At 71.4% G+C, this 14685-nt stretch carries 9 protein-coding genes and 1 pseudogene; 2 read left to right on the top strand and 8 right to left on the bottom strand.

The window, feature by feature from the left end; translation table 11 throughout:
• Positions 1 to 108 (bottom strand): annotated as a pseudogene (locus tag EST92_RS11475) (DUF4937 domain-containing protein); the annotation flags it as partial.
• A 609-nt stretch (positions 109 to 717) separates the two neighbouring features.
• Between EST92_RS11475 and EST92_RS11470 the strand changes: the two are divergent.
• Entirely contained in the window at positions 718 to 1239 is a 522-nt protein-coding gene (locus tag EST92_RS11470) for a TerD family protein (RefSeq protein WP_006602680.1), read from the top strand.
• A gap of 227 nt (positions 1240 to 1466) precedes the next feature.
• Here EST92_RS11470 and EST92_RS11465 read toward each other — a convergent pair whose 3' ends face one another.
• The gene (locus EST92_RS11465) at positions 1467 to 4343 is read right to left on the bottom strand and encodes a vitamin B12-dependent ribonucleotide reductase (RefSeq protein ID WP_129249177.1); all 2877 of its coding nucleotides are present in this window, start codon (positions 4341 to 4343) and stop codon (positions 1467 to 1469) included.
• 124 nt (positions 4344 to 4467) lie between these two features.
• Positions 4468 to 4992 carry a transcriptional regulator NrdR gene (gene nrdR, locus EST92_RS11460; protein WP_129280828.1) on the bottom strand — a complete coding sequence of 175 codons (525 nt, stop codon included), beginning with the start codon at positions 4990 to 4992 and terminating at the stop codon, positions 4468 to 4470.
• A 545-nt stretch (positions 4993 to 5537) separates the two neighbouring features.
• Between nrdR and lexA the strand changes: the two genes are divergently transcribed.
• Entirely contained in the window at positions 5538 to 6338 is an 801-nt protein-coding gene (gene lexA / locus EST92_RS11455) for a transcriptional repressor LexA (RefSeq protein WP_093485531.1), read from the top strand.
• Between the two features lie 163 nt (positions 6339 to 6501).
• On the opposite strand, the gene EST92_RS11450 is transcribed toward lexA, so the two are convergent.
• The 5 genes from EST92_RS11450 to EST92_RS11430 all read right to left on the bottom strand — a co-directional run bounded on the left by EST92_RS11450 (position 6502) and on the right by EST92_RS11430 (position 14611).
• Positions 6502 to 8478, bottom strand: coding sequence for an ATP-dependent DNA helicase (locus EST92_RS11450; RefSeq protein ID WP_129280827.1), 1977 nt, complete (start codon positions 8476 to 8478; stop codon positions 6502 to 6504).
• Positions 8479 to 8519: 41 nt separating this feature from the next.
• Positions 8520 to 10286, bottom strand: a complete 1767-nt coding sequence (locus EST92_RS11445) for an IucA/IucC family siderophore biosynthesis protein (RefSeq protein WP_129280826.1) — start codon at positions 10284 to 10286, stop codon at positions 8520 to 8522.
• A gap of 105 nt (positions 10287 to 10391) precedes the next feature.
• On the bottom strand, positions 10392 to 11093 hold the full coding sequence (locus EST92_RS11440; RefSeq protein WP_129280825.1) for a GNAT family N-acetyltransferase: 702 nt from the start codon (positions 11091 to 11093) through the stop codon (positions 10392 to 10394).
• A 102-nt stretch (positions 11094 to 11195) separates the two neighbouring features.
• Positions 11196 to 13220, bottom strand: coding sequence for an IucA/IucC family protein (locus EST92_RS11435; RefSeq protein ID WP_129280824.1), 2025 nt, complete (start codon positions 13218 to 13220; stop codon positions 11196 to 11198).
• Positions 13217 to 14611 (bottom strand): diaminobutyrate--2-oxoglutarate transaminase family protein, encoded by a 1395-nt coding sequence (locus EST92_RS11430; protein WP_129280823.1) that lies wholly within the window; start codon positions 14609 to 14611, stop codon positions 13217 to 13219. Before EST92_RS11430 ends, EST92_RS11435 begins: the two co-directional genes overlap by 4 nt.
• Positions 14612 to 14685 lie beyond the last annotated feature (74 nt).

Raw genomic sequence — 14685 nt, 5'->3', positions numbered from 1 at the left:
GCCCTGCCCTCGGAAGCCCGGCTCACCCAGCAGCCCCGCCCATTTCCGCTGCCCCCGCTCGAACCCTCGACGGTCCACGACGGTGAGGCGAATCCACTTGACAAGCACCGCGCCATCGTACGGCCCGCGGCCGGACCGGAATCACTGCGTGTCACAATCCGACCACCCCGAACTTCCATACGGACGCGGACCGATGGGGAGGCTCAGGCCCGGTTCTCGCTCCGTCGCCTCGACCACGTCCAGGCACCGTTCCTGCCGGGCAACGAAGCCACCACCGATCCGTACCTGTCCGAAACTCTGCGTATCCACTCCGGCGGAATGCCGCTGGCGTCCGCCCGGCTGATCGCCCCTGCTGCGCGACAGACCCGGGCCACGCGGCTCCGCGCCGCCCGCGGCCTCATCCGCGACCTGACCACCACACAAACCCGCTCATCTGCCGCTCCCCCACCACGGCGCCCGATGTCCCGCACGGACATCTCGACCGCCCTGGGGTGAGCGGACCACTGCCCCGGCCCATGGGTTCAGGCCAGCCCCCGGTGGACGCTTTCCAGCCACCCACACCGGCTTCATATCGCCTGCCGCCAGGGAAAGTTGCTTCCGCCCACGGGTCACCGGGCGTGGCACGATGGTCCACCAACGGGAAGTCCCGGGGAGTAGTCCGCGTGATCATCGCGCGGGTCGGGCCGCGTCCCCGGGAGATGAAGGAGGGGAAGCCCGGTGAGCACGCTCAACAAGGGGATCGAAAAGGTCGAGGTCACACTCAAGTGGGACCCCAGTCCCATCGGAACACCGGACAACGACCTCGACATCGTCGCGGCGACGTACCCGGCCGACGCGCCGCACGGCGACCCGGCCTATCTGGTGGCCTTCGACAGCCGGTCGCCCGACGGGACGATCACCCTCAACCGGGACAGCAGGACCGGCCAGGGGTTCGGCGCCGACGAGATCATGACGCTGGAACTGGACCGGCTGTCCGAGACCTATGCCCGGGTCCTCGTGGGGGTGGCCATCCAGCAGGGCGAGGGCCGCAAGGTCTTCGGAGACGTGGCGAACACCGCCGTACGGATCCGCGAGGGGTACACCGATCTGGCGGAGGACGACTTCGCCTCGGTAGCGGAGGCAACCGCCGCGACGGTCGCCGAATTCACCCGGGACGAGACGGGCAAATGGCGTTTCCGTCCCGGCCTCCGGGGCTTCGACGCCGATCCGGATGCGTTCGTCTCACTGATGGGGCGCTGACGGGACGGGGTCACTGTTCCCCGGCGCACCGGCGGCGCTTGACGGCCACGCCGACGGCTGCGCTCCGCCGGCCGTTCGCCGGACGTGCGGCACACCGCTGAACATCGCCCGGCACACACGACGGAGGGGACCGGCGCCCGGCCGGTCCCCTCCACACTTGCCCGGGCCGTGTCAGCCCGGGCCGCGGGCCGCGCGGGAGGAACCCTCCCGCGCGGCCTCGCTCCTGCTCAGCTGCAGCCGCTGGTCGACCCGCAGCCCTCGCACAGGTAGCAGCTGCCGGCCCGCTGCATCTTCGTCCCGCAGGAGAAGCACAGCGGCGCGTCGGCGTTGATGCCCAGTTGCATCTCGACGAGTTCGGCGTTGGTGTGCGCCTGCTGGGGAGCCGGGGCGGCGGCGTCCTCGACGATCTTCACGGCCGGAGCGGGCTCCTGGGCCGACTCGATCTGGCGCGGCGCCGACTGGGCCAGGCCCTCGACGTCGACCTCGTCGTCCGACGGCTCGTACGAACCGGTCTCCAGGTGGCGCTGGCGCTCCTCGACGGAGTGGATGCCGAGCGCCGAGCGGGTCTCGAACGGCAGGAAGTCCAGCGCCAGGCGGCGGAAGATGTAGTCGACGATCGACTGCGCCATCCGCACGTCCGGGTCGTCCGTCATGCCGGCCGGCTCGAAGCGCATGTTGGTGAACTTCGAGACGTAGGTCTCCAGCGGCACGCCGTACTGGAGGCCCACCGACACCGCGATGGAGAAGGCGTCCATCATGCCCGCGAGGGTCGAGCCCTGCTTGGACATCTTCAGGAAGACCTCACCGAGACCGTCGTCCGGGTAGGAGTTGGCGGTCATGTAGCCCTCGGCGCCGCCGACCGTGAAGGAGGTGGTGATGCCGGGACGGCCCTTGGGGAGGCGCCTGCGCACCGGGCGGTATTCGACGACCTTCTTCTCGGCGACCGGCTCGGCCTTCTTCTCCTCCTCCTTCTTCTTGGCGGAGAGCGGCTGGCCGACCTTGCAGTTGTCGCGGTAGATCGCCAGCGCCTTCAGGCCGAGCTGCCAGCCCTGGAAGTAGACGTCCTCGATCTCCTCGACGGTGGCCGACTCGGGGACGTTGACCGTCTTGGAGATCGCACCGGAGAGGAACGGCTGGGCCGCGGCCATCATGCGGACATGGCCCATCGGGGAGATGGAGCGCTCGCCCATGGCGCAGTCGAAGACCTCGTAGTGCTGCGGCTTGAGGCCGGGCGCGTCGATGACATTGCCGTGATCGGCGATGTGGGCAACGATCGCCTCGACCTGCTCGGGCTGGTAGCCGAGCCGCTTGAGCGCCTTGGGGACCGTGTTGTTCACGATCTGCATGGAGCCGCCGCCGACCAGCTTCTTGAACTTGACCAGGGCCAGGTCCGGCTCGACGCCCGTGGTGTCGCAGTCCATCATCAGGCCGATGGTGCCGGTCGGGGCCAGCACGGAGGCCTGCGCGTTGCGGAAGCCGTTCTTCTCGCCCAGACGCAGCACGTCCTGCCAGGCCTCGGTGGCCGCCGCCCAGACCGGGGTGTCCAGGTCGTCCATGCGCGTGGCGACACCGTTGGCGTCGGAGTGCTGCTTCATGACGCGCTTGTGGGCGTCGGCGTTGCGGGCGTAGCCGTCGTACGGGCCGACGACCGCGGCGAGCTCGGCGGAGCGCTTGTAGGAGGTGCCGGTCATCAGGGAGGTGATGGCACCGGCGAGCGCACGGCCGCCGTCGGAGTCGTAGGCGTGGCCGGTGGCCATCAGCAGGGCGCCGAGGTTGGCGTAGCCGATGCCCAGCTGGCGGTAGGCGCGGGTGGTCTCGCCGATCTTCTGGGTGGGGAAGTCGGCGAAGCAGATGGAGATGTCCATCGCGGTGATGACGAGCTCGACGACCTTGGCGAAGCGCTCGGCGTCGAAGGACTGGTTGCCCAGGTCGTCGTCGCGCAGGAACTTCAGGAGGTTGAGCGAGGCGAGGTTGCACGAGGAGTTGTCCAGGTGCATGTACTCGCTGCACGGGTTGGACGCGGTGATGCGGCCCGTCTCCGGCGAGGTGTGCCAGTGGTTGATGGTGTCGTCGTACTGGATGCCGGGGTCGGCGCACGCCCAGGCGGCCTCCGCCATCTTGCGGAAGAGGCCCTTGGCGTCGACCTCCTCGATGACCTCGCCGGTCATCCGGCCGCGCAGCCCGAACTTCGAGCCGGTCTCGACGGCCTTCATGAACTCGTCGTTGACCCGGACCGAGTTGTTGGCGTTCTGGTACTGGACGGACGTGATGTCGTCGCCGCCCAGGTCCATGTCGAAGCCCGCGTCGCGCAGCGCGCGGATCTTCTCCTCCTCCTTCACCTTGGTCTCGATGAAGGCCTCGACGTCGGGGTGGTCCACGTCCAGGACGACCATCTTGGCCGCGCGCCGGGTGGCACCGCCCGACTTGATCGTTCCGGCGGACGCGTCGGCGCCGCGCATGAAGGAGACCGGACCGGAGGCGTTGCCGCCGGAGGAGAGCAGCTCCTTGGAGGAGCGGATGCGGGAAAGGTTCAGGCCGGCGCCGGAGCCCCCCTTGAAGATCATCCCCTCTTCCTTGTACCAGTCGAGGATCGACTCCATGGAGTCGTCCACGGCGAGGATGAAGCAGGCGCTGACCTGCTGCGGCTGCTGGGTGCCGACGTTGAACCACACCGGGGAGTTGAAGCTGAAGACCTGGTGGAGCAGGGCGTAGGCGAGCTCGTGCTCGAAGATCTCGGCGTCCGCCGGGGAGGCGAAGTAACCGTTCTCCTCGCCGCTCTTGCGGTACGTCTTGACCACGCGGTCGATCAGCTGCTTGAGGCTGGACTCACGGGTCGGGGACCCCACCGCGCCACGGAAGTACTTGCTCGTGACGATGTTGACCGCGTTCACCGACCAGAATTCGGGGAACTCGACGCCACGCTGCTCGAAGTTGACCGAGCCGTCGCGCCAGTTGGTCATGACGACGTCACGAGACGCCCACTCCACCTCGTCGTACGGATGCACGCCGGGGGTGGTGTGGATGCGCTCGATACGCAGCCCCTTGCTCGCCTTGCTGCCCTTGGCGCGGGAGCCTCGTGCCGGGCCGCTCGTCGTCTCTGTCATTCCGCCTCCCTGTATACGGGCAAACGCCCATATGTGCGCACTCATTCCGTGGCACGGTGTTTGTCTTTCTGCCACCGGGACGCCCTGCTCTCGCCCCGGTTCAGGTCCTGGATGTGCGCCGAGCTCAGTCGGCGGCGGTGGCGGGCACGGGAACGGCGGGGCCTTCGCCCTCGGTCCCGTGGTCCTGCCCGGGCGGCCCCTGCTCGCGCTGCTCCCGCAGCTCGGCGATGGCCGCCTCGAAGTCTTCGAGTGAATCGAATGCCCGGTAAACGGACGCGAAGCGCAGGTACGCGACGAGGTCGAGTTCCTGCAACGGGCCCAGTATGGCGAGCCCGACGTCATGGGTGGTCAGCTCGGCGCTGCCGGTGGCGCGCACCGCCTCCTCGACCCGCTGGCCGAGCTTGGCGAGGGCGTCCTCGGTGACCGGGCGCCCCTGGCACGCCTTGCGCACTCCCGCGATGACCTTGTCGCGACTGAAGGGCTCGGTGACCCCACTCCGCTTGATCACCATCAGCGACGCCGTCTCGATCGTCGTGAAACGGCGGGCGCAGTCGGGGCACTGGCGGCGCCGGCGGATCGCCGTCCCGTCATCGGTGGTACGGCTGTCGACGACCCTGCTGTCCGGGTGCCTGCAGAAGGGGCAGTGCACGGTCCACCCTCCTCACCCTTGATATACGGACGTACGTACGCCAACGAACCCAGCGCACAGCGACAGACCTCCGGCCGGTCCGTACGGGCCCTTCGGAGCAGTACCCAGCATAAGCGATCCCCGCCTCGTCGAGAGACCAGGGACCACAACTTCTAGGTAGTCGAAGGCATCTAACCACTAGATGTGGTGTCGGGCCGCTTACATGCGCCTACCGCGTGTCGCGGTGGCGGCGGGTCGGGCGGCCGCAGACGAGGGTACGGGAAGCGCCCCGGCCGGGAGCGCGGCGGGGCGGGGTGACAGTATCGGCGGGGTCGCGGCGACGGCCACCCAGGTCTCCACGCCCCGACGCTTCCGGGGCACGCCGGCCGGCCCGGGTCGCGAGCGGGACGGGGCGACGAGTGCACGGAACGCCGCGCGGCCATACACCCAGCCCCTCGCCCGGGTCAGCCAATCGGCGAATATTTCACTCGAACGTGTGTTTGGCGCAACCTTTCGAAAGCAACTACCGTTGGCTAACCAGGGAGAACATTTCGAGAGGGGCCGACGTGACCACCACCGCAGACAGCGCGACCATCACCGCACAAAGCCACTCCCAGGGCCGGTTCGAGCATCCGCACAAGGCACAGCGGCCGCCGATGGACGACGCCACGTTGGACTCCGAAGAGCAGAAGCCCGCCCGCTCGCTTCCTGGCCGGCCACCCGGGATCCGGGCCGACAGTTCCGGGCTCACCGACCGCCAGCGCCGGGTGATCGAGGTGATCCGGGATTCGGTGCAGCGCCGCGGCTACCCGCCGTCCATGCGCGAGATCGGCCAGGCCGTCGGGCTGTCCAGCACCTCGTCCGTCGCCCATCAGCTCATGGCGCTCGAACGCAAGGGCTTCCTGCGGCGTGACCCGCACCGCCCCCGGGCGTACGAGGTCCGCGGCTCGGACCAGTCGAGCTCGACGGCGACGGAGACCGCCGGCAAGCCCGCCGCTTCCTATGTGCCCCTGGTCGGCCGGATCGCCGCCGGTGGCCCGATCCTCGCCGAGGAGTCGGTCGAGGACGTCTTCCCGCTCCCCCGTCAGCTCGTCGGTGACGGCGAACTGTTCGTGCTGAAGGTCGTCGGCGACTCCATGATCGAGGCCGCGATCTGCGACGGCGACTGGGTCACGGTCCGCCGCCAGCCGGTCGCCGAGAACGGCGACATCGTCGCCGCCATGCTGGAGGGCGAGGCCACGGTCAAGCGCTTCAAGCGCGAGGACGGCCACGTCTGGCTGCTGCCGCACAACTCCGCGTACCAGCCGATCCCCGGCGACGAGGCGACCATCCTCGGCAAGGTGGTGGCGGTGCTCCGCCGCGTCTGAGCCACCCCTCACGACCGAGCCCCGGAACCACTGCGCCGGTTCCGGGGCTCTGTTTGTTGCACCTGAGCGGGCTCCGCTTCCTCCGCACGTCTCTCGCGGAAGGGATGGCGGTCCGGTGGGGGTGCGCAAGGGAGGGTTACGGCGCCACCGGATGGTGCGCCGCCTATGCGTCGGTCTGTGCGGCCTTTGCTGCTGCGTCGATGGCGGCCAGGGAGCGGCGGACCTGGTTGCGGTCGGTCGTGTACCAGAAATCGGGCATCGACCTGCGGAGGAAGGAGCCGTAGCGGGCCCGCTCCACCCGGGGGTCGAGGACGGCCACCACGCCGCGGTCCCCGGTGGCGCGGACCAGACGGCCGGCGCCCTGGGCCATCAGCAGGGCCGCATGGGTCGCCGCGACCGCCATGAAGCCATTGCCGCCGGCCTCCTCCACGGCCTTCTGCCGGGCACTCATCAGCGGGTCGTCGGGGCGCGGGAACGGCACCCGGTCCATCACCACCAGCTGGCAGTTCGCGCCCGGTACATCGACGCCCTGCCACAGCGACAGCGTGCCGAACAGGCACGTACGGGCATCCGCGGCGAAGGCCTTGATCAGCTCGCCCAGTGTCTCCTCACCCTGGAGCAGGATCGGCAGATCCAGCCGGCCGCGCAGCTCCTCGGCCGCGGCCTGGGCCGCGCGCATCGACGAGAACAGGCCGAGGGTGCGGCCGCCCGCCGCCTCGATCAGCTCGGCGAGCTCGTCGAGCATGTCGGTGCGGCTGCCCTCACGGCCCGGCTGGGACAGATGCTTGGCGACATAGAGGATGCCCTGCTTCGCGTAGTCGAAGGGGGAGCCGACGTCGAGCCCCTTCCAGGGCGGGACGTCCTCGCCCGCCGTGCCCTCGGGGGCGAGGCCCAGGGAGGCGGCGACGCCGTTGAAGTCGCCGCCCAGTTTGAGGGTGGCGGAGGTGAGGACCACCGAGCGGTCCTCGAAGAGCTTCTCGCGCAGCAGACCGGAGACCGAGAGCGGGGCCACCCTCAGGGAGGCGCCGAAGCGGTCATGGCGTTCGTACCAGACGACGTCGTACTCGGAGCCGTTGGCAATCCGCTCGGCGACGGCATGGACGTTCTCCACCGAGGCGAGCGCCTGCTTGCGGACGGCGTCCTCGTCCTGGACCGACTTGTCGCGGGTCGCGCCGAGCGCCGCGACGACCGTACGGGCCGCATCCCGCAGCGCCATCAGGCAGTAGCCGAGATCCTCGGGGATCTCTTCGAGGCGGCCGGGCAGGGCCAGCTCCATCAGGCGCTCGAAGGACTCCGCGGCGGTCTGGAGCTGGTCGGCGGCCTTTTCGTTGACGAGCTTGGCCGCCCGGCGGACGGCGCGGTTGACCTGGCCGGGGGTGAGCTCGCCGGTGGCGACGCCGGTGACCCGGGAGACCAGCTCATGGGCCTCGTCGATGATCAGGACCTCGTGCGACGGGAGGACCGGGGCGCCCTCGATCGCGTCGATGGCGAGCAGTGCGTGGTTGGTGATGACCACATCGGCGAGCTTGGCGCGCTCCCGCGCGGCCTCGGCGAAGCACTCCGCCCCGTAGGCGCACTTCGAGGCGCCCACACATTCGCGGGAGGAGACCGACACCTGGCCCCAGGCACGGTCGGAGACTCCGGGGGTCAGCGCATCGCGGTCGCCGGTCTCGGTCTCGTCCGCCCAGTCGCGCAGCCGCAGCAGATCCTTGCCGAGCTTGCTGGTCGGCGTCGCCTGCTCGAACACGTCGAAGAGGCCGTCCTCCTCTTCCTGTGGGGCGCCCTCATGGAGGCGGTGCAGACACAGGTAATTGGAGCGGCCCTTGAGCATGGCGAACTCCGGGCGGCGGCGCAGCAGCGGATGGAGGGCGTCGACGGTACGCGGAAGATCGCGCTCCACCAGCTGGCGCTGCAGCGCGAGGGTGGCCGTGGCGACGACGACTCTCTCGCCGTGGGCGAGCGCCGGAACCAGATAGCCGAGGGACTTTCCGGTGCCGGTGCCGGCCTGGACGAGCAGATGGGCGGTGTCGTCCACGGCTTCGGCGACGGCCTCGGCCATCGCCACCTGGCCGGGGCGCTCGGTGCCGCCGACGGCGGTGACGGCGGCGTGGAGCAGATCGGGGAGGGAGGGCTTCGTCATAGCGTGGCAAGCCTACGTGGGACCACTGACAGCCACCCGGTTCACGGCAGATGCAGGGGGTTGGGGACGGTGCCGTGCACGGCTGCGTGCGGTCTGTCGCGGCGGTCGCGGTAACCGTCCACATGCAGACGGTTGCGGTTCAGACACAGCCGCTCGATCCGGGGGGTGAGCAGGTCGAAGGTCTCGTGCCGCTCCTTGAGGTGGGGGAAGCGCTCGTGGTGGCGCAGGATCTCCGCCCGGACGAGTGACCAGAACTCGGCCTCGGGGACGTCCAGTTGGTCCGCGCACAGCGGCGCGAGGTAGCGGAAGACCCCGACGAACAGGCCGGAGTGGATGAACTGGGTGAGGAAGGAGGGCGGTTCGGTCAGCAGGACCGTGCGGACGTCGTCCGGCATGGCGTCGTGCTCCGGGAGCCGCCAGGAACTGGTGTTGACGTCGTCGACGAAGTCCTTGACCGCGAGGCGGGTGGGGACGTCGTGGGCGTCGAAGACGACGATGGCGTTCTCGCCGTGCGGGGAGAAGACCGTGCCGTACTGGTAGAGGAAGTGCAGCAGGGGCGGCAGCAGTGCGGTGAACAGCCGGCTCAGCCAGTCGCGCGGGGCGAGTCCCGAGCGGCGCACCAGCTCCGCGGTCAGCGCACGGCCCTCGGGGTCGGTCTGCAGCAGCGCCGCCAGGGTGCGGGCGCGTTCGCCGGGGTCGAGCCGGCCGCTGACCGGCTCGCGCCAGATGCAGCCCAGCAGCTCCTTGAACTGGTACGGGACGCCGGGCAGCCGGTCGTAGAGGGGGTGCTCGACGGTGACGGAGGCGGTCTCGCCGAGCAGGATCACCCGGGTCTCGTCGCGCAGATAGGGGTCGGCGTCGCGCAGGCCGTGGACCCAACGGGTGACGGCGGGGGCGGCGAGGGTGCGCTCGGTGGGCAGGCCGCGCCACACCAGGGTGTTGAGGATCGACAGCGGAAGCTTGACCGTACGGGCCTCGGGACGGCTGACGTTGAGGAAGGTGCGGATGGACTGCTGCGGCAGGCGGAGGTCGTTGTCAGTGGGCAGCGCGATGATGGATCCGTCGGCGAGCTGCGGGGCGAAGAGCGGGGCGATGGTCTCGTCCCACTGCCAGGGGTGCACGGGGAGGTAGAGGTAGTCGGCGGGGTCGTGGCCCTGGTCGGTGATGGTGCGGGCGAAGGCATGACGGGTGGCGGGGTCCAGCTCCTCGCCGTAGAGACGGTCGGGGGTGGCCAGCGTGGGGACACCGCGGTAGTGGGCGATGCGGTGGTGTGCAGCGAGCCAGGGCAGACGGCGTGCGGTGCGGGCCTCGGGGGCCCAGGTCGCCGCGTCCTGGGCGGAGAAGCCGAGCCGGCCCTTGTTCGCGACGAGCCAGGGGTGGCCGGTCTGGTGGCCTTCGAGGCCGGCGTAGTCCAGGTCGGCGAGGTCGGCGGCGCTGAGGGCGGTGGCGTCGAGCCGGGTGTCGGCGGTCAGGGTGGCGGTCAGCTCCCGGATGAGATGGCCGGTGGTGTCGCCGGACAGGCCCAGGACGGTGTCATGGGCGTGGGTGAGGAAGTGGAAGGGGTCGGTGCCGGGGGTGATCGAAGCGGGGTCGATGCGCCAGTGCCCGTAGGCGCCGCGGCGGGCACGGAAGCGGTAGACGAGGTCGTCGGTGACCGGCAGACGGTATTGCGCGGTGCCGTCGGGGGCGGTGCCGTCGGGCTCGGGGGTGAGGATTTCCTCGTACGCGAACTCCGCCAGGATCTTGGCGAACAGTCGGCGCGCGGCGTGCTGCCAGGCGCGGTGCGGAGGCTGGGGTTCAGGAGACAAGGCGGGACTCCTCGAAACGGGACCGCCCCGGCTCGTGTGGGGGACAACCGGGGCAGCGGAACGGACAGCGAACCGGAACGGGACCGTCGACGGACGGTCCCGGGGTCAGAGCAGCTGGCGGTGGGCACGGTCGCGGACCATCAACGCCGCGCGTTTGACGGGCAGTTCGAGCTCGTCGGCACAGCGGAATCCGGCGCTCAGAAAGGCCGCGACGGAGGCGGTGTTGCGCAGATCGGGCTCGGCGACGACCCGTGTGCACGACGGCCGGTGGTCGAGGACGAGGTCGGCGGTGGCGCGCAGCAGCGTGCCGCCCAGCCCGCGCCCGCGGTACCCGGCGCCGAGGAGCAGATGGATGCCGGTGTCCTGGGGCCGGGCCGGGTAGTGGCGGGCGAGGGGGTCGAGATCGGCGCGGTAGATCTCCCAGTAGCTCATCGGGACTCCGGCCAGCACCCCCAGGCAGGGCACGCTGCGGCCGTCGCCGTCGAGCTGGCTGCGCAGATGGGCGGCGGTGGTCTCCGGCGGGCCGGCCAGCTCCCAGAAGGCCGCGACCGCCGGATCGTTCATCCAGCCGGTGACCCGGTCGAGGTCGCGGTCCGGCCGGACGGGCACGAGCGCGAACGGGCCGGCGGGGGTGTCGGCCGCTGCCCAGCCCGCCAGGTTGTCGAGCAGCGGCCCGGCGGCCGGGCCGCCGTCCGGGGACGCCGGCTGCTCGCGGCCGTCCCCGCACAGCGCCCCGCAGTCGGGCGGGAGCGGCAGTGCGAGGGGGTCGTCGGATCTGTAGCGGAGGCCGGAATCGGTCGGTGGCACGGCGACGCTCTCCTCTCGTGGCCGCGTGCCGCGTGGCCTGATCGGTCGCGGGGCGCCGGCTCCGGGGTACGGGATGCTGCTGTCGGGGGGTGCGGTGGGCGGCTACGGGGCGAGGGGGTTGGTCAGGGTGACGTAGACGGACTGGGTTTCGACGGGGCCGACGAGTTCGTCCAGGCCGTGCAGCCGGGTCGCCAGGTTGGCCTTGCAGCGCAGCGTGCGGGCGGCCAGCAGCTGCTCGGGCAGGGGCGAGCGGTGGGCGCGGGGGGCCGCGGCGGCATCGGCGAGGAACCGCCGGAAGGCGGCGAGCAGGATCTCCTCGCGGACCAGACGCTGGGCGCCGAAGGCTCCGATCAGCCCGAGGACGTTGTTGATGCCGAGGTAGTAGGCGAACCGTTCGTCGGTGACGTCATCGGAGACGAAGGTGTCGCTGGCGGCACCGATGCCGGGCAGCCGCCGTTCCAGCTCGGCGCGGCGGGAGGCCCGGAAGTAGTAACCCTGGTTGTCGCGGTAGCGGCCGCCGACCGGCCAGCCGTCGGGATCCAGCAGCACCAGGGTGTTCTGCTGGTGGGCTTCCAGGACGATGCCGGCGGTGCCGTCGAGCCACAGCAGGGGCCGTACGACCACTTCGAGATAGCGCAGGAACCACTCGGTGGCCACCGCGTCGAGGGTGCGGCCGGTGCGGGCGCCGAGCGTGGTGACGAGGTCCTCGAGCCGGGAGCGCACCCCTGGGTGGCCGGGCCAGGGCCGGGGCGAGGTGAGGCCGGCGATGCAGACGGCGTCGTCGGTGGTGCTGAAGGGGTTGTGGCGGATGACGACATCGAGGCCCTGGACGGGTTCGCCGCCGAGGCCGTCGACGGCCAGATAGGCCGGGTCGCGGACGATGTCGAAGCCCGGGTGCACGGACTGCCACTGCTCGGCGAGGCCGGTGCGCAGCAGGCGGTGCACCTCGACACCGCGGGCCAGTTCCTTGCGGAGGTTCTCCCGGCGGGAGTTGGTGATGCGCAGCCCGAGGGAGAGCTTGAGCATGGCGTGGGCGTCGGGACGGTAGACCGTGCGGACGGAGGAGGTGGGGTGCCAGGGGGCGCCGTGGGCGCCGAGGTCGTGGAGCAGGCCGGCGGCGCACAGGGCGGCGGTCTCGGGGCGGTCGGCGAGTTCCCTGGCCTGCCAGGGGTGCAGCGGCAACGGCACGGTCTCGTCGGGGAGTTGCAGGCCGTCCCCGGCGAGGCGCAGCACCAGCCGCTCGGCCGGTACGGGCTTGCCACGTTCGGTCCAGGCGGAGTCGGCGGCCAGGACGGAGCGGTGCACGGCCATCCAGTGGAGCCGGAAGGCGCCCCGCATTTCGGGCGAATACGCGCGGAGTTCGGCATCGGAGAGCCCCTCGCGGCTCTTGGGCGTGGGGTGCAGCGGATGGCCCAGGAGGAGGGACTGTTCGGCTTCGAGGAAGAGGGCGCCGTGCTCGTCGGCGGGCCGGGCGCGCCGGTCGGTCAGGAAGGTGGCGACGTTGCGTACGGAGTTGGCGACGCGGCCGATGAGTTCGGCGCCGTCGCCGTCCGGTGCCCGCTGCTGCCCGGTGTCCGGGTCCGGCCGCTCGTCGGCGTCCGCCACGCGGTGCTCCCCGCCGTCGGAGGCCCGGCGGTCGCCGTGCGCGGCCTCCCGGCGCAGCAGCGCGGCGAGGGTGACGGCGTCCAGCGGGGCGGCCCCGGGCGGGGCGCCTTCGAGGGTGGGGGCGCCCAGGCGGTGCCAGCCGGTGGGTGACCAGTAGCGCACGGGGATGTGCAGGGCGCCGGCGACGGCCCGCAGCGGAAGACGCAGCCGGCCGTCGGCCGGACGGTCGGCGCCGCTCTCGCGCAGCCAGCAGCGCAGCAGATGCTCGATGCCCGCGGCGTCGGCGGCGACCGCCGGATCCGGGTGGTCGAGCGGGTCGTGCTCACCGCAGCGGGCACGGTCGTACGGTCCCGGGCTGTCGTGGGCGGCGGCCCGGCCGGCGTCCTCGTGGGTCTGCTGGTGGCAGGCGTGGTCCGCGGCGCGGCGCTGCTGGCGCGGCACCGACTCGATGGTGCCCGCACCCTGGTGGGCGGGGACGCGCTCGGCAGGCTGACCGCCGTCGGGGCCGGGTCGTTCGTTCATGGGGAGATGCCTCGCATTGTCGTGGGGGACGAGCCCGTCGGCCCGGGGAGGATGCGGACCGCCGCCGAGATGGCGTCGGCGAGGCGGTCGAGGATCGCGTCCGCCTGTTCGTCGGTGATGGTCAGGGGCGGCAGCAGCCGGACGACGGCGGAGTGCCGGCCGCCCAGCTCGACGATCAGGCCGCGGTCCAGGCAGGCGTGCTGGACGGCCGCGGCGAGCCGCGGATCGGCGGGGCGGGCGCCGTGGGCATCGGCATCGGCGTCGCGGTCGACGATTTCGACCCCGAGCATGAGTCCGCGGCCGCGGACGTCGCCGATGCAGTCGTGGGCGCCGGCGAGGGAGGTGAGCCGTGCGAGCATCCGGGCGCCGAGCTCCCCGGCACGCCGGTCGAGGCCGTTGTCGCGGACGTAGGCGAGGGTGGCCCGTCCGGCGGCCATGGCGAGCTGGTTGCCGCGGAAGGTGCCCGCATGGGCGCCGGGCTGCCAGCCGTCGAGTTCCTCGCGGTAGACGATCACGGCCAGTGGCAGACTGCCACCGATGGCCTTCGACAGCACCAGCACATCGGGCACGATGCCGCTGTGTTCGATGGCCCAGAAGGCTCCGGTGCGGCCGACGCCGGTCTGTACCTCGTCCACGATCAGCGGGATCTGCCGGGCGGCGGTGAGCTCCCGCATCCGCCGCAGCCAGCTGTCCGGTGCGGGAATCACGCCGCCCTCGCCCTGGACGGGTTCCAGGATCATCCCGGCCGGCCCCGGCACCCCGCTCTTGTGGTCGTCGAGCAGGCTTTGGGTCCAGCGCGCGGCGAGTTCGGCGCCCCGCTCACCGCCGGTGCCGAACGGACAGCGGTAGTCGTACGGATAGGGCAGCCGGACCACGCTGGTGTGCTGCGCTCCCCCGGAGGCGGCCAGCGCCTGTGCGGTCATGCCGTGATACGCGCCGGAGAAGGCCATCAGCCCCTCCCGGCCGGTCGCGGTGCGGACGAGGGTGAAGGCGGCCTCGACGGCGTCCGTGCCGGCCGGGCCGCAGAACTGGATGCGCCCCTTTTCGGCCAACTCCCTGGGGAGCGTGGCGAAGAGCTCGGTGGTGAAGGCGTCCTTGACGGGCGTGGCCAGGTCGAGGATGTGCAGGGGCGCCCCCGAGTCGAGGACCGCACGGATCGCTTCGAGCACCACGGGGTGGTTGTGGCCGAGCGCCAGGGTGCCGGCGCCGGAGAGACAGTCGAGGTAGCGCCTGCCGTCGGCGCCCTCGATGGTCAGCCCGCGGGCGCGCACCGGAACGATGGGCAGCGAGCGGGCGTACGTACGGGCAGCGGACTCACGCAGGGACTGTCGGCGCAGGATCCCCTGGTGGGCCGGCGGCGCGGCCGCCGGAACGGATTCGGTCAACGCCACGGCAGTTGTGTCCTCCTGCTGGTGAGCGGCTGAAAGCCGCGCGGGCCCTGCGGGCAGCCCGGCCGTCCCCCGTA

The organism is Streptomyces sp. TM32 (genome assembly GCF_004122755.1).
In the GTDB taxonomy this organism is placed as follows: domain Bacteria; phylum Actinomycetota; class Actinomycetes; order Streptomycetales; family Streptomycetaceae; genus Streptomyces; species Streptomyces sioyaensis.
The sequence above is the reverse complement of the archived record's forward strand: the minus strand, read 5'-3'. Positions and strand labels throughout refer to the sequence as shown.